The sequence below is a fragment of the Streptomyces sp. NPDC050509 genome (genome assembly GCF_044457965.1).
GTDB lineage: Bacteria > Actinomycetota > Actinomycetes > Streptomycetales > Streptomycetaceae > Streptomyces.
Genome location: NZ_JBITHL010000003.1, coordinates 356,013 through 381,758, shown reverse-complemented (window position 1 = coordinate 381,758; position 25,746 = coordinate 356,013). Strand labels below are relative to the sequence as shown.

19 protein-coding genes are annotated in these 25,746 nt (G+C 71.6%); 5 read left to right on the top strand and 14 right to left on the bottom strand.

Going from position 1 to position 25,746, the window contains the following annotated elements; all coding sequences use genetic code 11:
• Positions 1-7 precede the first annotated feature (7 nt).
• From ACIBJC_RS10880 to ACIBJC_RS10860, 5 genes are all read right to left on the bottom strand, one after another.
• The gene (locus ACIBJC_RS10880; protein WP_399290407.1) at positions 8-1,831 is read right to left on the bottom strand and encodes a serine/threonine-protein kinase; all 1,824 of its coding nucleotides are present in this window, start codon (positions 1,829-1,831) and stop codon (positions 8-10) included.
• 43 nt (positions 1,832-1,874) lie between these two features.
• Positions 1,875-3,629, bottom strand: coding sequence for a protein kinase (locus ACIBJC_RS10875; RefSeq protein ID WP_399291174.1), 1,755 nt, complete (start codon positions 3,627-3,629; stop codon positions 1,875-1,877).
• 197 nt (positions 3,630-3,826) lie between these two features.
• Entirely contained in the window at positions 3,827-7,093 is a 3,267-nt protein-coding gene (locus ACIBJC_RS10870) for a protein kinase (protein WP_399290405.1), read from the bottom strand.
• Positions 7,094-7,320: 227 nt separating this feature from the next.
• Positions 7,321-9,297, bottom strand: coding sequence for a serine/threonine-protein kinase (locus tag ACIBJC_RS10865; protein ID WP_399290403.1), 1,977 nt, complete (start codon positions 9,295-9,297; stop codon positions 7,321-7,323).
• A 588-nt stretch (positions 9,298-9,885) separates the two neighbouring features.
• Positions 9,886-11,607 (bottom strand): glycerol-3-phosphate dehydrogenase/oxidase, encoded by a 1,722-nt coding sequence (locus tag ACIBJC_RS10860; protein ID WP_399290401.1) that lies wholly within the window; start codon positions 11,605-11,607, stop codon positions 9,886-9,888.
• Between the two features lie 290 nt (positions 11,608-11,897).
• Between ACIBJC_RS10860 and ACIBJC_RS10855 the strand changes: the two genes are divergently transcribed.
• Both ACIBJC_RS10855 and ACIBJC_RS10850 read left to right on the top strand, forming a co-directional pair.
• Positions 11,898-13,160, top strand: coding sequence for a nucleotide sugar dehydrogenase (locus ACIBJC_RS10855; protein ID WP_329828705.1), 1,263 nt, complete (start codon positions 11,898-11,900; stop codon positions 13,158-13,160).
• A gap of 160 nt (positions 13,161-13,320) precedes the next feature.
• Positions 13,321-13,809, top strand: a complete 489-nt coding sequence (locus ACIBJC_RS10850; RefSeq protein WP_399290398.1) for a hypothetical protein — start codon at positions 13,321-13,323, stop codon at positions 13,807-13,809.
• 102 nt (positions 13,810-13,911) lie between these two features.
• Here the strand turns inward: ACIBJC_RS10850 and ACIBJC_RS10845 are convergent, their stop codons facing one another.
• The 4 genes from ACIBJC_RS10845 to ACIBJC_RS10830 form a co-directional block, all read right to left on the bottom strand.
• Positions 13,912-15,036 carry a GuaB3 family IMP dehydrogenase-related protein gene (locus tag ACIBJC_RS10845; RefSeq protein WP_329828703.1) on the bottom strand — a complete coding sequence of 375 codons (1,125 nt, stop codon included), beginning with the start codon at positions 15,034-15,036 and terminating at the stop codon, positions 13,912-13,914.
• Between the two features lie 165 nt (positions 15,037-15,201).
• A complete protein-coding gene (gene guaB / locus ACIBJC_RS10840; RefSeq protein WP_399290396.1) occupies positions 15,202-16,704 on the bottom strand; it encodes an IMP dehydrogenase in 1,503 nt (500 codons plus the stop codon).
• Between the two features lie 220 nt (positions 16,705-16,924).
• Positions 16,925-17,500 (bottom strand): sigma-70 family RNA polymerase sigma factor, encoded by a 576-nt coding sequence (locus tag ACIBJC_RS10835; RefSeq protein WP_399290394.1) that lies wholly within the window; start codon positions 17,498-17,500, stop codon positions 16,925-16,927.
• A gap of 305 nt (positions 17,501-17,805) precedes the next feature.
• Positions 17,806-18,417, bottom strand: a complete 612-nt coding sequence (locus tag ACIBJC_RS10830) for a response regulator transcription factor (protein WP_003948568.1) — start codon at positions 18,415-18,417, stop codon at positions 17,806-17,808.
• A gap of 425 nt (positions 18,418-18,842) precedes the next feature.
• On the opposite strand from ACIBJC_RS10830, the gene ACIBJC_RS10825 reads away from it, so the two are divergent.
• The gene (locus ACIBJC_RS10825) at positions 18,843-19,253 is read left to right on the top strand and encodes a WhiB family transcriptional regulator (RefSeq protein ID WP_399290392.1); all 411 of its coding nucleotides are present in this window, start codon (positions 18,843-18,845) and stop codon (positions 19,251-19,253) included.
• Between the two features lie 69 nt (positions 19,254-19,322).
• Here ACIBJC_RS10825 and ACIBJC_RS10820 read toward each other — a convergent pair whose 3' ends face one another.
• On the bottom strand, positions 19,323-20,213 hold the full coding sequence (locus tag ACIBJC_RS10820; protein ID WP_399291171.1) for a LysR substrate-binding domain-containing protein: 891 nt from the start codon (positions 20,211-20,213) through the stop codon (positions 19,323-19,325).
• 90 nt (positions 20,214-20,303) lie between these two features.
• Here ACIBJC_RS10820 and ACIBJC_RS10815 point away from each other — a divergent pair, with 90 nt between their 5' ends.
• Together ACIBJC_RS10815 and ACIBJC_RS10810 are read left to right on the top strand one after the other, a co-directional pair.
• Positions 20,304-20,978 (top strand): MOSC domain-containing protein, encoded by a 675-nt coding sequence (locus ACIBJC_RS10815; protein WP_399290390.1) that lies wholly within the window; start codon positions 20,304-20,306, stop codon positions 20,976-20,978.
• Positions 20,979-21,100: 122 nt separating this feature from the next.
• Positions 21,101-21,874: an SDR family NAD(P)-dependent oxidoreductase gene (locus ACIBJC_RS10810; protein WP_399290388.1), complete on the top strand. Its 774-nt coding sequence runs from the start codon at positions 21,101-21,103 to the stop codon at positions 21,872-21,874.
• Between the two features lie 182 nt (positions 21,875-22,056).
• On the opposite strand, the gene groL is transcribed toward ACIBJC_RS10810, so the two are convergent.
• The 4 genes from groL to ACIBJC_RS10790 form a co-directional block, all read right to left on the bottom strand.
• The gene (gene groL, locus ACIBJC_RS10805) at positions 22,057-23,682 is read right to left on the bottom strand and encodes a chaperonin GroEL (protein WP_399290386.1); all 1,626 of its coding nucleotides are present in this window, start codon (positions 23,680-23,682) and stop codon (positions 22,057-22,059) included.
• Between the two features lie 102 nt (positions 23,683-23,784).
• A complete protein-coding gene (gene groES / locus ACIBJC_RS10800) occupies positions 23,785-24,093 on the bottom strand; it encodes a co-chaperone GroES (protein ID WP_023539274.1) in 309 nt (102 codons plus the stop codon).
• Between the two features lie 275 nt (positions 24,094-24,368).
• Positions 24,369-24,662 carry a hypothetical protein gene (locus ACIBJC_RS10795; RefSeq protein WP_399290384.1) on the bottom strand — a complete coding sequence of 98 codons (294 nt, stop codon included), beginning with the start codon at positions 24,660-24,662 and terminating at the stop codon, positions 24,369-24,371.
• Complete coding sequence (locus ACIBJC_RS10790; RefSeq protein ID WP_399290382.1) at positions 24,659-25,690, bottom strand: polysaccharide deacetylase family protein; 1,032 nt, start codon at positions 25,688-25,690, stop codon at positions 24,659-24,661. The genes ACIBJC_RS10795 and ACIBJC_RS10790 overlap by 4 nt, the downstream gene beginning before the upstream one ends.
• Positions 25,691-25,746 lie beyond the last annotated feature (56 nt).

The window sequence follows — 25,746 nt, the reverse complement described above, 5'->3', positions numbered from 1 at the left end:
CAGCCAATCAGCGCACGGGATCCGGTACGGGTGTCCGCGCCGGGACGAAGGAGTCGAGCGCGGCGTCGAACTGGCCGCGCGCGGTGTCCAGCTCGTTCAGCGGGGCCGAGACCCAGACGTCGTACATCCGCCCGGCCTCCTCCCAGCACAGGTCGAACGTGTGGCGCTCCCCCTCGGCCGGGGTGAACCCGTCCCAGGTGAACTCCCAGAGCGCGGCCCGGAATCCGTTGTGGGTGGTCGGGGTGACGCCGCCGTCGTGATACCCGGGGTTGGTGTGGGCGCCTTTCTCGTCCGCATCGCGCATGGACGCCACCGGGCCGCCGGGGATCTGGTCCTGGACGCGGATGCCGATCCTGAGGGCCTTGTCCCGCGACATGTAGTAGACGCGTTTGTCGTCGTGGGAGCGGATGTGCCCGTCGGGCACGGCGAGGGTGAAGCCCATGGGGTCGTGGACGGAGTGATAGCCCTCGGGCGCGGTGGGCGGTGGGGAGGTGGCCATGAAGGAGGGCGTGAACGAGGGCGAAGGGGAATGCGGGGTTCCGGCCCGGTTGGCGGGCGTGGCGCTCGCGGTCGTCAGGCTCGCGGTCGTACGGCTCTCGATCGTACGGCGGTCGCCCCTGTTGTCCTGGAGCAGGATCGTGGCCACGGCGCCACCACCGGCGAGCACGCAGGCCAGGGCGCCGGCGGCAAGCGCGGTGCGGTTACGGCGTGGGGCGCGGGCGGCGTCCGGGGCGGGCTGCCGCGCCCCGGACACGGGAACGGAGGCAGGGGCAGGGGCAGGGGCAGGGACTGGGACGGGGACGGGCAGCGGCCGGTCGGCGGTCGGCGCGTCCTCGGCACCGGCGGCGGAAGCATGAGCAGGAGCAGGAGCATGAGTGGGAGCCGGAGTTGGAGCAGGAGTGGGAGCCCGAGGCGGCGGAGGAACGGGACCGGGCCCGGAGCCGGGACCGGGAGGGGAAGGCGTCTGGAGCGGCCTGCCCGTCGTGACGTACTCCGTCAGGAGCCGTTCCGCCTCCGCCGCGTCCAGCCGGTCCTCCGGGTCCCGCTCCAGCAGCCCCCGTACGAGCGGCAGCAGCGGCTCCGCCGCGGCGGGCGGTCTGATCTCGTCGGCCACCACCGCGTGCAGCACGCCGGGCAGCGAGTCGCGGCGGAAGGGCGACTCGCCGCTGAGCATCGCGCACAGCAGGGCACCGAGCGACCAGAGGTCGGAGGCGGGGCCCGCCGCCTGGGCGTTCAACACCCGTTCCGGCGCCGTGTACTCGGGCGAGCCGACGAACACACCCGGATCAGTGATCGTCGTGGCGCCGACGAGACGCGCGATCCCGAAGTCGGTCAGCACGACCCGGCCCGTGGTCCCCTCCAACAGCACGTTGGCGGGCTTGAGATCGCGGTGCAGCACCCCGAGACCGTGCGCCGCGCGTAACGCGCTCAGCAGGGCGAGCGCGACCCGCGCCGCCTCACGCGGTGCGAGGGTGCCCGTCCTGAGCCGGTCGGCGAGCGAACCGCCCTCGACCAGTTCCATGACGATGTACGGACGGCCGTCCTCCTGGACGACATCGTGGACGACCACGACATGCGGATGCTTGACGCGGGCCACCGCGCGGGCCTCGCGCAGCGTCGTCGCGTTCGGGCCGCCCGGCCCGTGGGGACCGTCCCGGTTGTCGTGGCCGTCGTGTATGGCGTGCAGTTCCTTGACGGCGACGGACCGGCCGAGCAGTTCGTCCTCCGCACGCCACACGGTGCCCATGCCGCCGCGCCCCAGCCTGGTCCCCAGCCGGTACCGTCCGGCGATCAGCCGGCCGTCGGGCGGACCGCCATCCCCTGCGGGCATGTCCCGCACCTCCCGTTCACCCCGTACGCCCCGTGCGCCGCGCTCAGCCGCCGGAGCCGCCGGATCCGGCGGGCGGCTCCTGCCAGCTTCGCAGTACGGCGTCGAACTGCTTGCGCGTCTCGGCCCAGTCTTCCTCAGGACCGGACATGTAGATCGCGTATTCCGTGCCGCTGTCGTCCGAGTAGTAAATCTGGTCGATGGCGTGCCGCCTGCCCGGATGGGCGCCCTTCTCCATCCAGGTGAACTCCCAGATCGCGGCCTTCTCCTTGTCCCGGTACCGGTTGGCCTCAAGCTGTATCGAGTTGTACTCCAGCCGCTGCCGCAGGCTCTCCTGCATGCTCTGCATATGCTGAGCCGGGGTCTCGAAGTCCGGCTTGGCGATGCTGATCCGCAGCAGGTGCAGCCCACCGTCCGGGCTGTAGTCGATCTGCTGGCTGTCCGTCAGCCGCGTCCAGTCCTCGGGCAGGCTGACGCTGAAGCCCTCCGGCGCCTTGACGCGCTTCCACCCCTCTTCGGTGGAGCGGGTGGCGTCGTCGACGGACCCGCCGTCCGACTGTCCGGCCGAGGCGTTCGTTCCCGCGGAGCCGCCCGTTCCGTCCGCGGTGTCCGCGCTGCCGCCGGAGAACTTCAGGGCGGCGAAGCCGGCGCCACCGCCGAGGACCGCCGCCGCCACGACGGCCACCACCGCCGTACGCCACCGACCACGGCGGCCCGGACCGCCCCGGGCGGTCGCGGACGCCGGTGGCTGCGCCGACGGCGGTACGGGTACGGATGCGGTCACGACGGCGGGCATCGGCGCGGCCGGGGGCAGGTGCCCCGTACCGAGGCCGCCGGAGCTACCGGAGCCGCCGGAGCGCCCGGCGTGCGCCGCGTGCGCCACGTACTCCTCGTGCCCGGCGTGCGCGGTGGTGTCCTTCGGCAGGGGGCGGGTCACGGCGTACGTCGGTGCCTCGCTCCGCGGGTCCGGTGCGCCCGATGCGCCGGCCCCGTCCGGTTTCCGGCCCTCGGCCACCTCGCGGAGCAGGCGCGCGCACCCTGCCATGTCCGGCCGTTCCGCCGGGTCCTTGCGGAGCAGCGCGGCGATGACGGGGGCGAGGGGGCCCGCGTGGTCGGGGTGGGCCGGCTCGTCAGCGACGACGGCCTGCATCGTGGTCAGCGGGGTGCCGCGGCGGAACGGCGAGATCCCCTGCACGGCCGTGTAGAGCGTGACGCCCAGCGACCAGAGGTCGGAGGCGGGGCCGGGGTCCTTGCCCCGTACCCGCTCGGGTGCCAGATAGTCGATGGAACCGACCAGTTCGCCCGTTCTGGTGATCGTCGAGTCGCCCTCGATGGCCGCTATGCCGAAGTCGGTGATCAGGACGCGGCCGTTCCGTGCGAGCAGGACGTTGCCCGGCTTCACATCGCGGTGCAGCACCCCGGCGGAGTGCGCGGCGCGTAGCGCGTCGAGGACCGCGAGGCCGATCCCGGCCACCTCGCGGGGGTCGAGCCGGCCGGACTCCTTCACGGCGTCAGCGAGGGAGGGGCCGTCGACGTACTGCATGACGATCCACGGCCGGTCGTCGTGGTCGAGGACGTCGTGGACGGTGACGACGCCGGGGTGGCTGATCCGGGCGGCGGCGCGCGCCTCTTTCTGCGTGCGCTGGTGCAGTACGGCGCGGTCCGCCTCGGAGGCGTAACGCCCGGCGGTCAGCTCCTTGATGGCGACCGTGCGGTGCAGCACCTCGTCGTGGGCGCGCCACACCTTGCCCATGCCGCCACGGCCGATGGCCTCGCCCAGGCGGTAACGCCCGGCGAGCACCGGCCCGTTGCCGACGCCCTGACCGGCCGTACCGGTTCCGGCCCTTCTTCCCGTCCCGGCCGTTCCCGTAGCCGCGCCTGAACCCGCGCCCGCGCCTGTGCTCGCGCCCGTACCCTGCGAATGCTCCACGTCCCAGCCCCGTTCCTTGGGATCACAGGGTACGGAGGGAACACAGTGACGGGAAACCTCGGGTCGTCTCAGCCGGTGACGCGGTAGGCGCCGGTGGCCTGTTGATAGATCTCGGACACCTGATCGCGCTGGTCGTCCGGGCCGATGACCTGCACGATGTGGTACCTCCCTTCGATGATCATCGCGAGGTTCCTGACATAGACCTGGCGTCCGCTGCTGTCCTGCCAGGTGTACTGACCCTCCGCCATGGCCTGGCGGCCCACGTCGATCCGGCGCAGTCCGGTGGCGCTGGACCAGGAGGAGTCGCGGAAGGGCTGAAGCTCCCGCTCCTTGTCGCGCTGATAGGCCAGCGGATCGTCGCCGTTGTCCGCCACGCTGTCCCGGCCGGGGACCACGATCAGCGTGAAGTCACCACCGACATAACGGACTTGGCCGCTGTCGTTGATGGGACGCCGCTGCCAGTCCTTGTCGACCGCCGTACGGAACCCCTCGGTGTCCTCCCGCAGCGCATAACCGTCGGCGAGATCGGCCGCGGGCCCGGAGGTCTGCGGCGCGGACGTGTTGGGCTTCTCCGCGGGGCTGTTGGAGGCGGGGCCGTCGCCCGTTGGGGACCGCGGCGCGGACGACGCGCTCGGGGACGCCTCGCCGACGCTCTGCCCCTTCTGCTCGGTGGTGCCGGCCTTCGGCAGGAACACCACGGCGTATCCGACGGCCAGCACGAGGAGAAGCAGGATCAGCAACAGCAGGTTGCGGCCCAGGGAACGGGGACCGCGCCCCTTGTCGCCGCGGTCCTGGCCATCGTCCCACCGGTCGGCGGACCTGCCTCCCGACCGGCCGCCCGGCCTGCCCACGGGGCCGTCGTCCAGCCCGCTGTCCAGGCGGTCGTCGAGACGGTCCTGCCGGTGGAACATCGCCTCGGTCTCGGGGCGCAGCGGGGCTTCGTACGCCTCGTACCGCTGCGGCTCCTCCACGCCGGCCCCGGCGGACTTCTGGACCTTCCCGGCCCGTCCCGCCTTCTCCTTGCGCTCGTTGCCCTTCTTCTGACGGTGCCGTCCGTGGCCCAGGTCCCGGCGGCGCCGCTTGCGGACCAGCTCGCCGCGGCGCCGCTTTATCGGCAGCTTCGTGGCGTCCTCGGACAGCAGCGGTACGACGTCCAGACCGGCCTCGGGCTCGGGCGCGGACCGTACGAGCGAACGCAGCCAGCCGCGCAGCTCCTCGAAGTCCGGGCGCTCGGTCGGGTCCTGACGCAGCAGCGACTCGACGACGGGCCGCAGCGGGCCGCACTCCTCGGCGAACGCGGGCGGCTCGGCGCAGACGAGCTGCACCAGCTCTATGGCGCTCTCCTCGGGATACGGGGCATGGCCCTGCACCGCGCGGTAGAGCAGCGCGCCGAGCGCCCACAGGTCGGTGGCGGGGCCGATGGGCGGCGCGAGCTGCCAGTTCTCGTGTACGGGGCCGGCCTGCTCGGGCGACCAGCGCTCGGTGACCGCGCCGACGACGGCGATCCGGGCCTGCCGGGCGCGCTCGGCGGCGAGGGGGGTGGCCGGGCCGCGGTAGGCGGGCGAGGCGCTGCTCGCCATGACCTCGTCCCACCGGCCGCCGCCGCTTCCGCCCGCGACGGCGGGGAGCCGGAGCGACTGCCGCTGCGCGTCGGCGTGCAGGGCGTCGTGGGCGCCGAGGCTCTGCCGGCCGCCCCCGCCGTCGCTCCTGCCGCCGGAACCGGAACCGGGACCCCTGTACGGGGTGTCACCGCCACCCCGGGCCATGACCAGGTCGGTGCCGGGCCGCTGGTCGGCGTCGCCCTGCACGGGGATGCCGGACACGGGGATGCCGGAGGTGGTGCCACCCCCGAAGGAGCCACCGGAGTCGGGGCCGTACGGTCCTGAGCGGCCGTAGGGCGCGGAGCCGCCGCCCGGGATTCCGCCGCCCGGGATTCCGCCGCCGCCCGCGGGGACGGAGCCGGAGGCGTCGTTCCAGGGCGCCGGGCCGTCCCGCCAGGTTCCGGCGAGCCGGGGGCGGTAGGGGGTGGGCGGATCGTCGTCCTCGTCCGCGTCGGCGTCACCGTCCGGATCGGCCGAGAAGCCGCGCGGCTGGGCCCACCAGTCCGGGTCGGGGCCGGCGTCGCGAGGCGCCTCCCGCGGCCCGCTCCCCGTACCGCTGCCCACCTCGGAGGTACCGGTACCGGTACCGGCGCCCGGTTCCGGGAGCGGCGGCACCGGGGTCCGGCCGGAGCTCTGGTCCTCGCCGGCCCGCGCGGCGGCGCGGGCGCCCGCGCGGTACGCGGCGATGGCGCCGGCGCGCGCGGCGCGGATGTCTCCCGAGGCGTTCCCGCTCGGCAGCGCGGGCTGGCCGTCGAACGGGGCGGGCACTCCCGGGGTGGCGCCCTGCGGCCGGGGGAAGGCGCCGGACGTACCGGACGACGTGCCGTCCCCGTACGGGCTCTCCGGGCGCGCGGGCTCCAGCTCCGCGTGGCCGGAGGCGCCGGGCACCCCCACGGTCGGGCTCGGGTCGTACGCCGGTCCCTGGCGCGCGGCGCCGGGCACTCCCCCGGAAGGCGCGAACCCGTCGGGCAGTTCGGGCCGCCCCTGCCGCTCCTGGGACCCGAGGGCGTCCTGCCGGTCCCCTGAACGGTCTTGATGGCCCTGGGGCCCCAACCGCCGTGTGTCATCGACCGGATCCGGCCCTTGACCCAGGTTCGGGCCCTGGCCCTCGCCCTGGTGGAAATCGGGCTCCGGGTCCGGATCCGGTGGTTCCGGCACCGGCGCGTAGCCGCACAGGGCCTCCTCGGCCGCGCCCGCCGCGAGCCCGGTCAGCACGACCCGCCCGTCGTCACAGACGAGCACCGTACGGACGGTGATGTTCCGGTGGGTCCAGCCGTGCGCGTGCACCACCCGTACGGCCGTGAGCACGTCGGAGGCGATCTCGGCTGCCCGGAAGGGGTTCAGCGGCTTCTCGGCGAGCAGCGCGGCCAGCGGTCTGGCGGCGACGAGTTCACTCACTATCCAGAGCGAACCGGCCTCCGCGAAGACGTCGAAGACCTGGTCGAGACGCGGATGATCGGGGATCTGGGCGGCGCTCTGCGCGGCCTCGATGGCCCGCCGCACCGCCGGATCCGTAGCCTTGCGTGCCGTACGCCCGTGGACGCGCCGCGACGCGCCGCCGTCGGCCTCCACGACCTCGGCCTCCACGACCTCCGGCAGCGGCACCTGCCTGACGAGGACTTCCTGTCCGCTGTACGTGTCGAACGCGCGCGTCTCGACGAGGTCGTACTCGTCGGAGGGCGGCAACGGCAGGCGATAGCGGTCTGCGAGCACTCGACCCGCGTATTCGTCCACGACGCCTCCCCACAAACAGGCCGTCTCCTGGTCACGGAGACCCGCGAAACCGCCAATTCCGGTCGTTTACCGGCTCATTGTGGATGCGTACGGTTCGCGAGTTCTCACGATACGTGGCGGCGGGGGAACATGCCGCAGGGTCGCGGCAACCCGCTGCGGAACGTTCGCATCCGGTATTCCGCATCCTTCCCGCCCTCGGCCGGAACTCACCAGTCCGGTCTGCCCGCTCAGTCCTTGGGCGCGAACGTGGCGTGCGCCGTCTCCCGGAGGGTCTTGCACTCGGTGTCGTCCCACTCGCTCGCCTTGCAGCTCACCATGATCGAGTAACCGTGGGTGCTGTCGATCTTGAAGCCCCGGTTGAGCACCCGTATCTGCTGGCCGCCCTGCTGACGCTCGAACTCCCAGTCGGCGACGGTCGGGTAGCCGTTGAACTCGATGTCCTTGATACCGAGGAGCTTGTAGTTGCTGCTACTGCGCGCGACGGCCGGTTCGGCCCCTCGCCACGCCGCCGCGGCGTCGTCCGTGGGCTGGGCGTTGAAGTCGATCTGGACGCGCGGGAAGGAGCCGCTGGACTTGTTGTATATGCCGCCGGAGTTCACACCGGCTATGTCGGTCCGCTGGAAGCCCTCGGGCATCGCCATCGAGAAGCGGAACCGGGCGTCGCTGACGGTGGTGTACCCCTCGGGCAGCTCCCCCGCTTTCCCGCCGCCGCTGTCGCCGCTGCCTCCGCTGTCTCCGCCGTCGTCGTCGGAGTCGCCCGACGAGCCCGCGTCGGAGCCCGAGTCGTCGTCCTCCTCGTCCGAACCGCCCGTGGTGGCGGCGCCCTTGCCGTCCTCGGCCGCGCTCTTGCCCGGGTCCGGGCTGCCCTTCGCGCCGTCGGACTTGGGCACGATCGGTGCCTGAGCACCGCCGGTGGCCTTGCCCGCGCCCGCATCCTTCTCGTCGTCACCGCTCAGGGCGACGACCAGGACGGTGGAGATCAGGGCCACCGCGGCGACGACCGCGATGATCACGAGCGTGCGCCGGGGCACCACGTCGGTGAGCGACGCGCGCGGTGTGGCCGGCCGGTACGGAGCCGCCGCGGGCTCCGGCCGGGGCCCGGCCGCCGCGGAGGCGGAGGCGGTGGCCGCCGAGCCGACGGAGGCCGACGCGGCCACCGGCACCGCGGTCCTGCGCGCGGAGCGCAGCGCGCCGCGCACCCGGTCGCTCCCCGACTCCCCGGCGGGCTTACGGCCCGTACGCTCGGCCGGTTCCTCGGGCAGCGGAGGCATCGGGACGACCCGGGTGGCGTCGAGCGGCGGCTCCGGCTCCGCCTCGGGCGCCTGGACGATGTCCTCCAGTAGGGCCCGCGCTCCCGCGTCGTCGAGCCGCTGCTCGGGGTCCTTGGCGAGCAGCCCGTAGATGACCTCGGTGAGCGCGCCCGCGTTCTTCGGCGGGTCGAGCGGCTCGGTCATCACGGCGGTCAGCGTGGCGATCGCCGAGCCCTTGTCGTACGGGGGACAGCCCTCCACTGACGCGTACAGCAGGCCGCCGAGCGACCAGAGGTCGGCGGCGGGCCCCGGCTTGTGGCCGCGGGCGCGCTCCGGCGAGATGTAGGAGGGGGCTCCGACGAGCATGCCGGTCGAGGTGACCGACGGGTCTCCCTCGACCTGGGCGATGCCGAAGTCGGTGAGCACGACGCGGCCGTCCTCGGCGATCAGTACGTTGGACGGCTTCACATCGCGGTGCAGGATGCCCTCGCGGTGCGCCGAGCGCAGCACGTCGAGGATGGCGAGCCCGACCTCGGCGGCCCGTCGCGGGGTCAGAAGACCGTCCTCGCGCACGGCTTCGGCCAGGGACTTGCCCTCGACCAGCTCCATGACGATCCACGGCCGGTCGTCCTCGTCCACGACATCGAAGACCGTCACCGCACCGCTGTTGCGGATCCGGGCGATCGCCTTGGCCTCGCGCAGCGTGCGCGTGATGAGCCGGCGCTTCTCGTCCTCGTCGATGCTGGAGGGGAAGCGGAGTTCCTTCACCGCGACCGTACGGCCCAGCGTCTCGTCGAGGGCACGCCATACCGTGCCCATGCCACCGCGCCCGAGCACCCCGCCGAGCCGGTACCTGCCCGCGAGCAGACGCCCTTCCGGGCTGCCGTCGGCGCTCTTCCCCGCGTCCTGCCGAGGTTCCTTCGCCGTGTCCCGCGACTGCTCCGACTCCGACATGCGTCCCCTCTGCGATCCCTGATCCTGGCCCGCGACTGCCCTCACCGCGCGGTGCCGTAACGCGCCCTGGCAGAGCCTTCATTGTCCCTCATTCCGGGACAGCCACTGCTCCCGGGTCCGGCGTCCGCCACGGCGGGGCCCGACGAAGGAACCCCCACCCTGCCACTACCCCGGGCCCGGCCCAGCACCCCGCCGGTCAAGCACCCGTTCGAAATCGGAACGGATACCCGGTAACGGGTGAGCCTGCTGTGACGTGTGGTGTCAGAGAGGGAGTTACGGGAGTATCCCCCACGAGGGCGCCCCCGCCTGCACCGAGGCCGAGTTGACGCTGCCGAACGCCCCTCGGCCCCGCCCTCCGGCCACCACCGGCGCACGCTGCCCACGCACGCCTGTGATCAGTACGGCACACAGCCGCCGATGACTCAACTCCCCCCGGGCCACCGGCCCGGAACGGCACGATGCGCGGGCACGCGACAGCACGATGCGCGGGTATGAGCCCCGGCCGGGCCTGCCCGGGGCCGTCACGCCCCGGACAAGCACGCCCCGGACAAGTACGCCCCGCACGAGCCCGCGCCGGACGGGCATGGCTCAGCTGGGCACGATGTCCGGCGCCCCCAGCCGTGCCGCGTCCGCCGTCTGGTCGTCCGGCTGACGCTGCGACTCGCGCTCCGCCTCCACCCGCTTCTCGTAGTGCTCCACCTCCCGTTCGATCTGGCCCTTGTCCCACCCCAGCACCGGCGCCATCAGCTCCGCGCACTCCCGGGCGCTGCGCGTCCCCCGGTCGAAGGTCTCGATCGAGATCCGCGTCCGCCGCGTCAGTACGTCGTCGAGGTGGCGCGCCCCTTCGTGCGACGCCGCGTACACCACCTCCGCGCGCAGATAGTCCTCCGCGCCGCCCAGTGGCTCGCCGAGCCCCGGATCGGCGGCGATCAGCTCCAGCAACTCCTCGACCAGCGTGCCGTAGCGGTTCAGGAGATGCTCCACGCGCACCACATGGATGCCCGTACGCTCCGCCATCCTGGCCCGCGCGTTCCACAGCGCGTGATACCCCTCGGCGCCGAGCAGCGGCACGTCTTCCGTGACGCACTCGGCCACCCGCTGGTCGAGGCCGTGCACCGCCTCGTCCACCGCGTCCTTGGCCATCACCCGGTACGTCGTGTACTTGCCGCCGGCCACGACGACCATGCCGGGCACCGGATGGGCGACCGTGTGCTCGCGCGAGAGCTTGCTCGTCGCATCGGACTCCCCGGCGAGCAGCGGACGCAGCCCCGCGTACACCCCCTGGACGTCATCCCTGGTCAGCGGCGTGTGCAGCACCTCGTTGACATGTTCGAGCAGGTAGTCGATATCGGCGCTGGAGGCCGCGGGATGGGCCTTGTCCAGGTCCCAGTCGGTGTCCGTGGTGCCCACGATCCAGTGGCGGCCCCAGGGGATGACGAAGAGCACGGACTTCTCCGTCCGCAGGATCAGTCCCGTGGTCGAGTGGATCCGGTCCTTGGGCACGACGAGGTGGATGCCCTTGGAGGCGCGGACGTGGAACTGTCCGCGCTCGGCGATCAGCGCCTGGGTGTCGTCCGTCCACACCCCGGTCGCGTTGACGACCTGCTTCGCCCGGATCTCGTACTCCGCGGCCCCGCCCCGCGTCGAGCTCTCCACGTCCCGCACCCGGGCGCCGACGACCCGCTCACCCTCCCGCAGGAAGCCGACGACGCGTGCCCGGCTGGCGACCTGCGCGCCGTACGTGGCCGCCGTACGGACCAGGGTGGCCACGTAGCGCGCGTCGTCCATCTGGGCGTCGTAGTACTGGAGGGCGCCGACCAGGGCGCCCTTCTTCAGGCAGGGCGCCACCCGCAGGGCGTGCCGCCGGGAGAGGTGGCGGTGGACCGGCAGGCCCCGGCCGTGCCCGGACGAGACGGACATCGCGTCGTACAGCGCGACGCCCGAGCCCGCGTAGAACCGCTCCCAGCCCTTGTGCTTCAGCGGGTACAGGAACGGCACGGGCTTCACGAGGTGGGGCGCCAGCTTCTCCAGCAGCAGTCCCCGCTCCTTGAGGGCTTCCCGCACGAGCGTGAAGTCGAGCATCTCCAGATAGCGCAGACCTCCGTGGACCAGCTTGCTCGATCTGCTCGATGTGCCGGACGCCCAGTCCCGCGCCTCCACGAGGCCGGTCGCCAGGCCCCGGGTCGCGGCGTCGAGAGCAGTCCCGGCTCCGACCACGCCCGCGCCCACGACCAGTACGTCCAGTTCACGCTCCGCCATCGCCGCGAGCGCTTGGACGCGCTCCGCAGGTCCCAGTGTCGCTGTCCTCACCGCTTGCCTCCCGTCGTCCCCCAGGTGGTCGGGCTCACGTCTCGATTCTGTCCGCACTCACCGACTTCAGCCACCGGCTGTGGATAACCCTGGCCGGACCAGCGACCGCCGACGGGCGAGCGGGCGAGCGGCGACCGCCGTCCGGCGAGCGGGCGACAGAGCGACTCCCCCGGCCGCGCAATGCCGCATAACGGTCATATTTACGCCTAGTCTGACATTGCGCTCGCCCGTTCTGTCCACAGGGCTTGCGCTCACTGTCCACTCCGGCTAAGGGAAGGACGGCCACCGCCATGCCCGCAGATCTCGCCGTCATCGGACTCGGTCATCTCGGACTGCCCCTCGCCCAGGCCGCCGTAGCCGCCGGGATCCAGACCATCGGCTTCGACACCGACCCGCGCCCCGTCGCGGAGCTGGCCGCCGGCCACACCCCCGTCGACGGCCCGCTCACCCCCTCCGACGTCCGCCGGATGCTCGCCGGCGGTTTCCGGCCCACCACCAACCCGACCGAGCTGGGCCGGGTCCGTACCGCCGTGATCTGCGCGCCCACCCCCCTCGGCGCCGACCGCACCCCCGATCTGACCGCCGTCGGCGAGGCGGCCCGCGCGCTCGCCGCCAAGCTGCGCCCGCACACCACCGTGCTGCTGGAGTCGCCCGCCGCGCCCGGCACCACGGAGGGCTTCCTGCGCACCACCCTGGAGGAGGGCTCGGGGCTGCGCGCGGGCCGCGACTTCCACCTCGCGTACTCGCCGGGCCGGCTCGACCCCGGCAACCGCACCCACGGCTTCGCCAACACACCCAAGGTGATCGGCGGCCTCACCCCCGCGTGCACCGAGTCCGCCGCCGCCTTCTACGGCCGGCTGACCGACAAAGTCGTACGGGCGCGGGGCCCGCGCGAGGCCGAGACCGTCAAGCTCCTCGAAACCAACTTCCGGCACGTCAACATCGCCCTCGTCAACGAGATGGCCGTGCTCTGCCACGACCTCGGCGTGGACCTCTGGGACGTCATCCGCTGCGCCGAGACCAAGCCCTTCGGCTTCCAGGCGTTCCGGCCCGGCCCTGGGGTCGGCGGCCACGGCGTGCCGATGGACCCCAGCTATCTGCCGCACGCGGGCCGTACGCCCGGCCATCCGCTGCGGATGGTCGGCCTCGCCCAGGAGATCAACGACCGCATGCCGCAGTACGTCATCCAGCGCTGCGCCGCCCTCCTCAACGAGCACGGCAAGTCGGCGCGCGCGGCCCGGGTGCTGCTCCTGGGTGTCACCTACAAGCCTGATCTCGCCGACCAGGAGAGCTCACCGGCCACGGAGATCGCCTGCCGGCTGATGGATCTGGGGGCGGCGGTCAGCTACCACGATCCGTACGTCCCCGACTGGCGCGTACGCGAACAGCCCGTACCGCGCGCGGACTCCCTCTACGAGGCCGCCGCGAACGCGGATCTGACGGTGCTGCTCCAGCACCACCGTACGTACGACCTCCAGGGCCTGGCGGTCAAGGCGCAGCTCCTGCTGGACACAAGAGGCGCGAGCCCGGCGGGCGCCGCGTACCGGCTCTGAGCCCACCGGCTCCGAGCCCACCGGCCCTGAGCCGCGCGGAGCCCTCCTGGCCGCCTCCTCCAGGGAATTGTCCGGCCGGTTGTCGGACCTGGCTGCTACTGTCCGGGGCTGTCGTGCGCAAGTCATGCGCACGCCGTTTTCCCTGGGGGGATCTTTCACCATGAGCCAGCCCGTTCCACCACCCGGCAACCCCTTCGCCCCCGGCGCCGTACCGCCCGCGCCGTTCGCCCCGCCGCCCGCGCCCGCCCGTGACACCGTCGCGCTCGGCCTGGCGGCTGCCCTGGTCACCGCTCTTGTCGCCGCCGGTGTCTACGGCGGGATCGCCGGGGCCATCGAGCGGGAGATCGGCTGGGCGGCCATCGGGGTGGGCTACCTGATCGGGCTCGTCGCCGGCAAGGTGGGCGGCGCCAACCCCGTCCTGCCGGTCGTCAGCGGCGCGCTGGCGCTCGGCGCCGTCTACCTCGGCCAGATCGTGGGCATCGCGATCATCGTCGCCAAGGAGCTGAACGTGTCAGCGACGGACGTCTTCCTCGACCACTTCGGTCTGCTGACCGATGCCTGGAACGAGGGCAAGGACGTCATGACGTTCCTCTTCTTCGCCCTGGCCGCCTTCGCCGCCTTCTCCGGCGCGAAGAAGGCCACCGCGTAGAAAAGGCCACCGCCTAGAAGAGGCCGGACAAGGAGAAGGCCGCCTCCTTCAGGAAGCGGCCTTTTCCGTAACACGCCTTCATACGTCCCGGCAGGACGGTGTTCAGCGGCGGTGCTGCGAGTCCGCGACCGTCACCTCGACGCGCTGGAACTCCTTCAGCTCGCTGTAGCCCGTCGTCGCCATCGCCCGCTTCAGAGCGCCGAAGAAGTTCATCGACCCGTCCGGGATGTGCGAGGGGCCCGTCAGGACCTCCTCCGTCGTGCCGACGATGCCCAGGTCCACCAGCTTGCCGCGCGGCACGTCCTCGTGGACGGCCTCCATGCCCCAGTGCCGCCCCTTGCCGGGCGCGTCCGTGGCCCGCGCCAGCGGCGATCCGATCATCACCGAGTCCGCGCCGCACGCGATCGCCTTGGGCAGGTCGCCGGACCAGCCGACGCCGCCGTCCGCGATGACGTGCACGTACCGGCCGCCGGACTCGTCCATGTAGTCGCGGCGGGCCGCCGCGACGTCCGCGACGGCCGTCGCCATCGGGACCTGGATGCCCAGCACGTTACGGGTGGTGTGCGCCGCGCCGCCGCCGAAGCCGACCAGCACGCCCGCCGCGCCGGTACGCATCAGGTGCAGCGCCGCGGTGTACGTGGCACAGCCGCCGACGATGACCGGGACATCCAGCTCGTAGATGAACTGCTTCAGGTTGAGCGGCTCGGCGGCGCCCGAGACATGCTCGGCGGATACCGTCGTACCGCGGATGACGAAGATGTCGACCCCGGCGTCCACCACGGCCTTGGAGAACTGCGCGGTGCGCTGCGGCGAGAGCGCGGCGGCCGTGACGACGCCCGAGTCCCGCACCTCCTTGATGCGCTGACCGATCAGCTCTTCCTTGATCGGCTCGGCGTAGATCTCCTGGAGCCTGCGGTTCGCGCTCGACTCGTCCAGCTCGGCGATCTCGTCGAGCAGCGGCTCGGGGTCCTCGTACCGGGTCCACAGACCCTCCAGGTTGAGGACGCCCAGGCCGCCCATCTCGCCGATGCGGATGGCGGTGCGCGGCGAGACCACGGAGTCCATCGGAGCGGCCAGGAACGGCAGCTCGAACCGGTAGGCGTCGATCTGCCAGGCGATCGAGACCTCCTTCGGGTCCCGGGTGCGCCGGCTGGGGACGACGGCGATGTCGTCGAAGGCGTACGCCCTGCGGCCGCGCTTGCCGCGCCCGATCTCGATCTCAGTCACGATGTGTGGCCTTTCCCTCTACGTCTGCCGTACCAGTATCCCCGTATCCCCGCGGTCGCTCCTCAGGGAGGACCCGCGTGCGGCCGGCCGCGCAAACGACGAGCGGTCGACCGCTCGTCGTCCGACGACGGGTACGGGAAAAACCTTCACCGGCCGGCCACGGCGTCAGCGGCCCGTGTAGTTCGGCGCCTCGACGGTCATCTGGATGTCGTGCGGGTGGCTCTCCTTGAGGCCCGCCGACGTGATCCGCACGAAGCGGCCCTTGCGCTCCATCTCGTCGATGGACGCCGCGCCCACGTACCCCATCGTCTGGCGCAGTCCGCCGACGAGCTGGTGCAGTACGGCGGAGAGGGGGCCGCGGTAGGGGACCTGGCCCTCGATGCCCTCGGGGACGAGCTTGTCGTCGGCGGCGACCTCGGCCTGGAAGTAGCGGTCCTTCGAGAAGGAGCGGCCCTGGCCGCGCGACTGCATCGCGCCGAGCGAGCCCATGCCCCGGTACGACTTGAACTGCTTGCCGTTGATGAACTGCAGCTCGCCCGGCGACTCCTCGCACCCGGCGAGCAGGCTGCCGAGCATGACCGTGCTGGCCCCGGCCGCGAGGGCCTTGCCGATGTCGCCGGAGTACTGGAGGCCGCCGTCGCCGATGACCGGGACCCCGGCCGCCTGGCACGCCACGGCCGCCTCGTAGATCGCGGTGACCTGCGGGACGCCGATGCCGGCGACGACACGGGTCGTACAGATGGAGCCGGGACCCACGCCGACCTTGACACCGTCCACACCCGCGTCGATCAGCGCCTGGGCGCCGTCCCGGGTGGCGACGTTGCCGCCGATGATGTCGACGGGAACACTCGACTTGATCTTGGACATCCAGCCCAGCGCGTTGCTGTTGTGGCCGTGCGAGGTGTCCACGACGAGGAAGTCGACACCCGCCGCGACCAGCGCCTGGGCGCGCTCCAGCGCCTCCGGGCTGGCGCCGACGGCCGCGCCGACGAGCAGCCTGCCCTCGCCGTCCTTGGCCGCGTTCGGGTACTTCTCGGCCTTGACGAAGTCCTTGACCGTGATCAGGCCCTTGAGGATGCCCGCGTCGTCGACCAGCGGCAGCTTCTCGATCTTGTGACGGCGCAGAAGCTGCATGGCGTCCACGCCGGAGATGCCGACCTTGCCCGTGACCAGCGGCATCGGGGTCATGACCTCGCGCACCTGGCGCGTACGGTCCGCCTCGAAGGCCATGTCACGGTTGGTGACGATGCCGAGCAGCTTGCCTCCGCGGTCGGTGACCGGGACGCCGCTGATCCGGAACTTGGCGCAGAGCTGGTCCGCCTCGGCGAGCGTCGCGTCCGGGTGGACCGTGATCGGGTCGGTCACCATGCCGGACTCGGAGCGCTTCACCAGGTCGACCTGGTTGGCCTGGTCGGCGATGGAGAGGTTGCGGTGCAGCACCCCGACGCCGCCCTGCCGCGCCATGGCGATCGCCATGCGGGCCTCGGTGACCTTGTCCATCGCCGCGGAGAGCAGCGGGATGTTCACCTTGACGTTCCGCGAGACCAGAGACGCGGTGTCCACCTGGTTCGGCAGCACTTCCGAGGCGCCCGGCAGCAGCAGCACGTCGTCGTATGTCAGCCCGAGCGTCGCGAATTTCTCGGGCACTCCGTCGACGTTTGCAGTCATGACACCTTCCCCAAATGGCCTTGATCGGTGCGGATGTCCATGCTAACGGCCTCTGCGGGCCTCTCATTCCACGCTTGAGATCACCGATCCGGCTTTGTACGTTCGTACGGCAAACGGCCCCGTAGGCGCAAACACACGCCCCGCCGCTCCCCGCCGCGCGTGCGCGCCCGCCCCGACGTGCGCGGGGAGTGCGGCCGGCGCACGCGGGGGGCGCGTCCGCTCACTGTTCCGCGAGCGCCCGCAGTCTGCTCAGCGCGCGGTGCTGGGCGACCCGCACCGCTCCCGGGGACATGCCCAGCATCTGCCCGGTCTCCTCCGCGGTGAGCCCGACCGCGACCCGCAGAACCAGCAGTTCGCGCTGGTTGTCCGGCAGGTTGGCCAGCAGTTTCTTGGCCCATTCGGCGTCGCTGCTGAGCAGCGCGCGCTCCTCGGGGCCCAGCGAGTCGTCGGGCCGCTCGGGCATCTCGTCGGACGGTACGGCCGTGGATCCCGGGTGCCGCATGGCGGCCCGCTGGAGGTCGGCGACCTTGTGTCCGGCGATGGCGAAGACGAACGCCTCGAAGGGCCGCCCGGTGTCGCGGTAGCGCGGCAGCGCCATGAGCACGGCGACGCACACCTCCTGCGCGAGGTCCTCGACGAAGTGGCGCGCGTCACCCGGCAGCCGGTTGAGTCTCGTACGGCAGTAGCGCAGCGCGAGCGGGTGTACGCGGGCCAGAAGATCGTGCGTCGCCCGTTCGTCACCGTCGACGGCGCGGTGAACGAGCGCACCAATCACCGTGGGCTCGTCTTCGCGCATCGGTCCATGGTGCCTTGGCGGCTGCTGATCGGTGGCACTGCGTCCGTAGTTGTGCACCGAAGCGTTATGAGCGGGTGCGGCAGAACTCATCTCCTGCGCTCTCCCCTCGCGCTCGTCCGACTCGTCCCCGTGGAAGTCCACATCTCAAGGATGCGGCATAGCGCGGGAAACGGGTGTGTACGGGCGTACGTTGCCTCACCCGGCGCCCGGAACGCACCTCGCCGAGCGCCGCGCATCGCGCCGGAGCACCGGCTCGCCCGCCGTCGGAGACCGCCGGCGGGCGAGGAATCGGGACCGGTCGTACGTCAGCGGACCAGGCCCCAGCGGAAGCCGAGCGCCACCGCGTGCGCCCGGTCGGAGGCGCCGAGTTTCTTGAACAGCCGCCGGGCGTGCGTCTTGACCGTGTCCTCCGAAAGGAACAGCTCACGGCCGATCTCGGCGTTGGAGCGGCCGTGGCTCATGCCTTCGAGCACTTGGATCTCGCGTGCCGTGAGCGTCGGCGCGGCGCCCATCTCGGCCGACCTGAGCCGGCGCGGGGCGAGCCGCCAGGTCGGGTCGGCGAGCGCCTGCGTGACCGTCGCGCGCAGTTCGGCGCGCGAGGCGTCCTTGTGCAGATAGCCGCGGGCCCCGGCGGCGACCGCGAGTGCGACCCCGTCCAGATCCTCCGCGACCGTGAGCATGATGATCCGGGCGCCGGGGTCGGCCGAGAGCAGTCGGCGGACGGTCTCGACCCCCCCGAGCCCGGGCATTCGTACGTCCATCAGAATGAGATCCGACCGATCGGCACCCCAGCGGCGGAGGACTTCCTCGCCGTTGGCCGCGGTCGTCACGCGCTCGACACCGGGCACGGTCGCGACCGCGCGGCGAAGCGCCTCTCGGGCAAGCGGGGAGTCGTCGCAGACGAGGACGGATGTCATGACCGTCCTCCGCAGCTAGTGCGCGTCACCTTGAGCCTCCAGGCTGGGTACATATCGTCACCTGTGCGATTGACGCTCTCGGACATGTGCCCGATCGCTCATTCTCTCAATCGCCTCGCACATTCAACGACGGTCACTCGAAAGAGTTACGGGTCCGACGGCCGAGTTCGGCACTCCCCGTAAGTGGTCGCACACGGAGGAGAGCGACAGGAAGTCTTCCGGTGCCCGGTCAGAGCTATGCCCCATTTAGCGGCTTTTCTTCACTTTTGCTGGTGTCTGTGGCTAGATTCGCAATGAGTCATATTTACATCTACTTACATAGTAGATGTACGGTCGGGAGCACCGGCGCGGGTACGCGCCGGGCTTGTACCCGGCGTCCAAGCGGCCCGTATCCGCCTCAGCACGGTTTCAAGGGGACATGAGCAATGGCAGATTTCTCCCGCCTTCCCGGACCGAACGCAGATCTGTGGGACTGGCAGCTCCTCGCGGCTTGTCGTGGTGTGGACAGTTCGCTCTTCTTCCACCCGGAGGGGGAGAGGGGCGCGGCACGAAGCGCGCGTGAGAACTCGGCGAAAGAGGTGTGCATGCGGTGCCCGGTCCGCGCGGAGTGCGCGGCGCACGCACTGGCGGTACGGGAGCCGTACGGCGTGTGGGGCGGGCTGACCGAGGACGAGCGCGAGGAGCTGATGGGGCGGGCGCGCAGCCGGCTGATCACGGCGCACGCCGCCGCGCCGTCACCCGCGTCGGAATCAGCGTCGGCGTCGGCTTCCGCGTCCGGGCCGGGGCCGGGCGGGGGCGCGGGGCCCGGAGGGCACCACCATCACCGGCTGGAGTGAACACGACCTCCCCCCTACGGAAGAAACGTTTCCGCACGCCTGGGCGTCGCGATTCGGCGCGAGACGGCGTCAGCGTGAGGCGGCGAGGGCGAGCTGGTCCAGCATGGCCGCGACGGCCGGGACCTGCGCAAGGTCCGGCAGCGTGAGCGCGACGATCTCCCGTTCCACGGACGGCTCGACCGTCAGCGCCCGCACGCCTTCGGTACGGACCGACTCCAACGCCAGCTCCGGCAGCATCGCCACCCCGAGCCCCGCCGCGACCAGCCCGACCACGGCCGGATAGTCGTCGGTCGCGAAGTCGATCCGGGGCGCGAACCCCGCCGCTCCGCAGGCGTCGACGAGTTGGGTACGGCAGCGCGGGCACCCCGCGATCCACGACTCGCCGGCGAACTCACCGAGCGCGGCACCGTCCGAGTCCGCGAGCCGGTGGTCCTCGGGGACGAGCCCCACGAGCCGGTCCCTCAGCAACGGCCGGACGACCAGGTCGTCCCACTCCGCGGCCGAACCGCCGTACCGGAACGCCAGCGCCACATCGCAGTCGCCGTCCCGCAGCATCGCCGCCGATCTGGGCGGCTCCGCCTCGACGAGCGAGACACGGGTGCCGGGGTGGGCGGCGCGCAGGGCCGCCAGCGCGGTGGGGACGAGGGTGGAGCTGCCGCTCGGGAAGGAGACCAGCCGGACCCGGCCCGCGCGCAGCCCGGCGATGGCGGCCATCTCCTCCTCCGCTGCGGTGAGCCCGGCGAGGATCCCGGTCGCGTGCCGTACGAGCGCTTCACCCGCCTGGGTCAACCGCGTCTCGCGGCCCGTCCGGACGATCAGCGGCGTCCGCGCGGAGGATTCGAGCGCCTTCATCTGCTGGCTGACGGCCGGCTGCGTACACCCCAGCTCGCGCGCGGCGGCCGAGAAGGAGCCGGTGGCGGCCACGGCGCGCAGCACACGGAGATGGCGGGCCTCGATCATTCCTCGCATGTCCTGAATATAAGTGATCCTTGGGGGTATCGATGAGAATTGAGTGGATCGCTTGGGTGGGGGGTGGTTAGCGTGTGGGGCATGAAGCTTCTGACCGTGAATGTGGGGCGGCCGAAAGCCGTGGAGTACACGGACGCGCCCGGCGGTGCCACGGGGATCGACAAGCGCCCGGCCGAGGGTCCCGTCCGGGTGGCCGACCCGGGCATCAAGGGCGAGGGGGCGAGCGGGCTCTCCGGGGACGCGGTCTGCGATCTGCGTCATCACGGCGGCAGCGACCAGGCGGTGTACGCGTTCGCGCGGGAGGATCTCGACTTCTGGGAGCGCGAGTTGGGGCGGCCGATCCCCAACGGCACCTTCGGCGAGAATCTGACGACGTCCGGCCTCGACATCATGGGCGCGCGCATCGGGGAGCGCTGGCGGATCGGTTCCGAGGTGGTGCTGGAGACGACGAGCGGGCGGATTCCGTGCCGTACGTTCCAGGCCTGGCTGGGCGAGAAGGGCTGGGTCAGGCGCTTCACGCGGGAGGCGGTGACGGGCGCCTATCTGCGGGTCATCACTCCGGGCGAGATCCGCGCGGGTGACCCGATCGAGGTGGTCCACCGGCCGGACCACGAGGTGACGGTGAGCCTGGCGTTCCGGGCGGTCACGACGGAGCGTGAGCTGCTGCCGCGCGTCCTCGCGGCCGGGGAGGCGCTGCACGGGGAGGAGTTGAGAACCGCGCGGGAGTATGTGGAGAAGCGCGGCGGGCGCGGGTAGGTCCTGGTGGCGTCCGGTCGCCGTCCGGCCTCCGGGCCGGGGCGGGCCGGGGCGGGCCGGGGCGAGGCGGACGGATCTGGACGGGGCCCGGGCCACCACGGCGCAGGCACTACCGTGCGCGTATGACGACTGCTCTGATTACGGGCTCGACGGCGGGCATCGGCGCCGCCTTCGCGCGGCGGCTGGCGGCGGACGGGCACAATCTCGTGCTCGTGGCCCGCGACACCGAGCGCCTGCGTGACCAGGCCACCGAACTGCACGACCTGCACGGCATCGAGGCCGAGGTGCTGACCGCCGACCTGTCCACGGACGCCGGGATCGAGGCAGTGGAGAAGCGGCTCTCGGACCGCAGACACGCGGTGGATCTGCTGGTCAACAACGCGGGCTTCGGGAACAAGGGCCGTTTCCTCGACGTCTCGATGGCCGACGAGCTGACGATGCTGAAGGTGCACTGCGAGGCGGTGCTGCGGCTGACGTCGGCCGGGGTCAGCGGCATGAAGACGCGCGGGCGGGGCGGGGTCGTCAATGTGTCGTCGGTCGCCGCGTTCGTGCCGCGCGGGACGTACGGCGCCTCGAAGGCGTGGGTCGTGCAGTTCACCCAGGGCGTGGCGCGGGATCTGACGGGGACGGGGGTACGGCTGATGGCGCTGTGCCCCGGTTTCGTACGGACCGAGTTCCATGACCGGGCCGGGATGGGCACGGACAACATCCCGGGGTGGATGTGGCTGGACGCGGACAAGCTGGTGACGGCCGCGCTGGCGGATCTGGCGCGCGGGAAGACCGTGTCCGTACCGGATCCGCGGTACAAGGCGCTGATGGGCATGGTCAAGCTGGCCCCGCGCGGGCTGCTCGGTGGGGTCACGTCGAAGACGGGGCGCAAGTACGGCCCGCAGTAACGCGCGGCACCGAAGCACACCGAAGCACGAAGCAACGCGGCACAGCGACCCCGCACCCCAGCGGCACTGCGCCGCAGCAACTCTGCGGCAACAGGCGAGGCCCGGCACCCCTCCTGGGGTACCGGGCCCGGCTGCTTTTCGCGCGGAAGCGGCGGCGGTTCAGCCGGCCACGACGGCGAACCTCAGTGGCTGTGGCCGTGGCCGCCGTGGCCCGCGTCGCCCTCTTCCTCAGCCGGCTTCTCGACGACCAGGGTCTCGGTCGTGAGCAGCAGCGCGGCGATGGACGCGGCGTTCTCCAGGGCGGAGCGCGTGACCTTGACCGGGTCGATGACGCCGGCCTTCACCAGGTCGACGTACTCGCCGGTGGAGGCGTTGAAGCCGTGGCCCTTGTCCAGCTCCGCCACCTTCGAGGTGATGACGTAGCCCTCAAGGCCGGCGTTCTCGGCGATCCAGCGCAGCGGCTCGACGACGGCGCGGCGGACGACCGCGACACCGGTGGCCTCGTCGCCCTCCTTGCCGAGGTTGCCCTCCAGCACCTTGGCGGCGTGCACCAGAGCGGAGCCACCACCGGAGACGATGCCCTCCTCGACCGCGGCGCGGGTCGCGGAGATGGCGTCCTCCAGACGGTGCTTCTTCTCCTTCAGCTCCACCTCGGTGGCGGCGCCGACACGGATCACGCACACGCCGCCGGCCAGCTTCGCGAGGCGCTCCTGGAGCTTCTCGCGGTCCCAGTCGGAGTCCGTGGACTCGATCTCGGCCTTGATCTGGTTGACGCGGCCGGTGATCTCGTCGGAGGCACCCGCACCGTCGACGATGGTCGTGTCGTCCTTGGTGACGGTCACGCGGCGGGCGGAGCCCAGCACGTCCAGACCTGCCTGGTCGAGCTTGAGGCCGACCTCCTCGGCGATGACGGTCGCACCGGTGAGGGTGGCGATGTCGCCGAGCATGGCCTTGCGGCGGTCACCGAAGCCGGGGGCCTTGACCGCGACCGCGTTGAACGTGCCGCGGATCTTGTTGACGACGAGAGTGGAGAGCGCCTCGCCCTCGACATCCTCGGCGATGATCAGCAGCGGCTTGGAGCTGCCGCCCTGGATGACCTTCTCCAGCAGCGGGAGCAGGTCCTGGATCGAGCCGATCTTGCCCTGGTGGATCAGGATGTACGGGTCGTCGAGGACGGCCTCCATACGCTCCTGGTCGGTCACCATGTAGGGGGACAGGTAGCCCTTGTCGAAGGCCATGCCCTCGGTGAAGTCCAGCTCCAGGCCGAAGGTGTTGGACTCCTCGACGGTGATGACACCGTCCTTGCCGACCTTGTCCATCGCCTCGGCGATGAGCTCGCCGACCTGCTCGTCCTGCGCGGAGAGCGCGGCGACGGCGGCGATGTCGGACTTGTCGTCGATCGGGCGGGCGGTCGCGAGCAGCTCGTCGGAGATGGCCTTGACCGCGGCGTCGATGCCCTTCTTCAGGGAGGCCGGGGAAGCGCCCGCGGCGACGTTGCGCAGACCCTCGCGGACCAGCGCCTGGGCCAGCACGGTGGCGGTGGTGGTGCCGTCACCCGCGATGTCGTTGGTCTTGGTCGCCACCTCCTTCACGAGCTGGGCACCCAGGTTCTCGTACGGGTCGTCGAGCTCGACCTCGCGAGCGATCGTGACACCGTCGTTGGTGATGGTGGGGGCGCCGAACTTCTTGTCGATGACGACGTTGCGGCCCTTGGGGCCGATCGTCACCTTCACCGTGTCGGCAAGCTTGTTGACGCCGCGCTCAAGGGCGCGACGGGCGTCCTCGTCGAACTTCAGGATCTTCGCCATGGGAGCTTCTCTGTCCTCTCAAATGAGCTGCGCCCCTGTCCACCCGGCATTCGCAGGGGGGCCAGGGGCGCAGCTCAAAAGCAAAAGTAAATCTTGGGTGAGTTACTTCTCGATGATCGCGAGCACGTCGCGAGCCGAGAGGACGAGGTACTCCTCGCCGCTGTACTTCACCTCGGTGCCGCCGTACTTGCTGTACAGAACGACATCGCCGACGGAAACGTCGAGCGGAAGCCGCTCGCCGTTCTCGAAACGGCCCGGGCCCACAGCCAGGACGACGCCCTCCTGGGGCTTCTCCTTGGCGGTGTCCGGGATAACCAGGCCAGAGGCCGTGGTCTGCTCGGCGTCGAGCGGCTGGACCACAATGCGGTCCTCTAGCGGCTTGATGGCAACCTTGGTGCTGGCGGTCGTCACGATCCGACCTCCCCCTTCGGAGATCTCACGGGGTTAACTGTCTGAGGGTGGCGACCAGATGGACCCGTCGTCGCGGGTGCCGGATCCGTCAGTCGCGCTTTGGCACTCTCCAGTGGGGAGTGCCAGGCCTGACACTATGGCCGCGATTAGCACTCGGTCAAGCGGAGTGCCAATACGGATGCTCGCGGCGCGCCTTCACCGACAGGGAAACGCGAGGGGGAGGGGCATGGTTCCGCACGCGGGTACGGACCTGGACAGCGCGTACGACACGGCGCTTACGGGTCGGTCGGTATCGGGCGCGCCGCGCCCCGGCACTTCGCCGTCCGCGCCCCCGTCCGTCCCTGCGGCGCGAGGCGCCCGCAGTCACGGCGTACGACAACCGCGCGCGAGACCGGCTCCGGCGCCCCCGGCTTCTCCCAGCCCCCCAGCTCCTCCCGGGCCCCCGGGCCGACCCGCTGCGCCGCCTTGCGCCCGAGCCGTTCGATGGGGTCCACCGACTGCGCACAGCCGGCGGTGAGGAGCGCACCGGCCGCCAGCACTCCGGCCAGCAGCCGGTGCCCGGGGCTCATACGTAGTCCTCCAGCCTGGCCACGGCGTACCCCTTGTCCGTGATCACCTTCATCACGTGCCGGATCATGTCGGGCATGGTGCCCTTCCAGTCCTCGCGGCCACGGAAGTGCGTGAGCACGATGTCGCCGGGGTGCAGGTCCCGGTCCCACTCGCGCCACTCCATGTGGTCCGGGTACGCCTCGGCGGTCCAGAGGGGCACGGCCCGCGCACCGCAGCTCTTGGCGGCACGCAGCGTGTCGTGGTTGTAGTTGCCGTACGGCGGCCGGAAGAGCGTGGGGCGCTTCCCGTACCGCTTCGCCAGCTTGTCCTGCTGGTCGCAGATCTCGGTGCGCTGCTCCTCGTAGGAGAGTCCGGGCAGGTAGGGGTGGTTGAGCGTGTGGTTCTGGATGGTGACCCCACGGTCCTGCATCTGTTTGAAGTACCCGTAGTTGTCGTTGATGACGTAGTCGCTGAGGAACGCGGTGTACGGGATCTTCAGTTCGGTCATCATCCGCAGCAGGTCGGGATCCTTCTCCGAGCCGTCGTCCATCGTCAGGAAGACGACCCGGTCCTTGACCGGGACCGTGGTGAAGACGGGGGGCAGGTTCTCGCCCTCCTCCTCGCTCTCGATCTCGAAGCCCTTCCGGTTGGTGATCTCCGGCTTGACGGCGGGCGCGGGGGGCGCGGCCAGGGGCGTACTGGCGAGCCCCCACTTCTTCGCCGCGACGGCGCGCGCGGCCTGCGTACGGCGCGTCTGCTCGGCGTACGAGAGCGTCCCCGCGCCGCCCTCCCGCCGGCCGTCGGGCGCGCCGGGGGCCGCCTGGCCGTGCCCGCCATGCCCGCCGTGCTCGCCAGGCCGGCCGTGCCCTGCCGTGGCTCCCGGTTCACCGGCCCCGGCGGCGCAGCCCGAGCCGACCGCGGCGACGAGCAGCGTCGCCAGGGCGGCGGCGCACCGTCTTCCGCGCCGGGACCGGATGTTCCGGGGCGCCTCCGTGGCGACGCGCGCCCCGACTACTTCCTTTTGTTCCTTTTGTCTTACTAGCTGCATGGCGCCGCATCCTGTCAGCGCGCGGCGCCTCCGCCCGGCCGACACCGCCGCCCGAC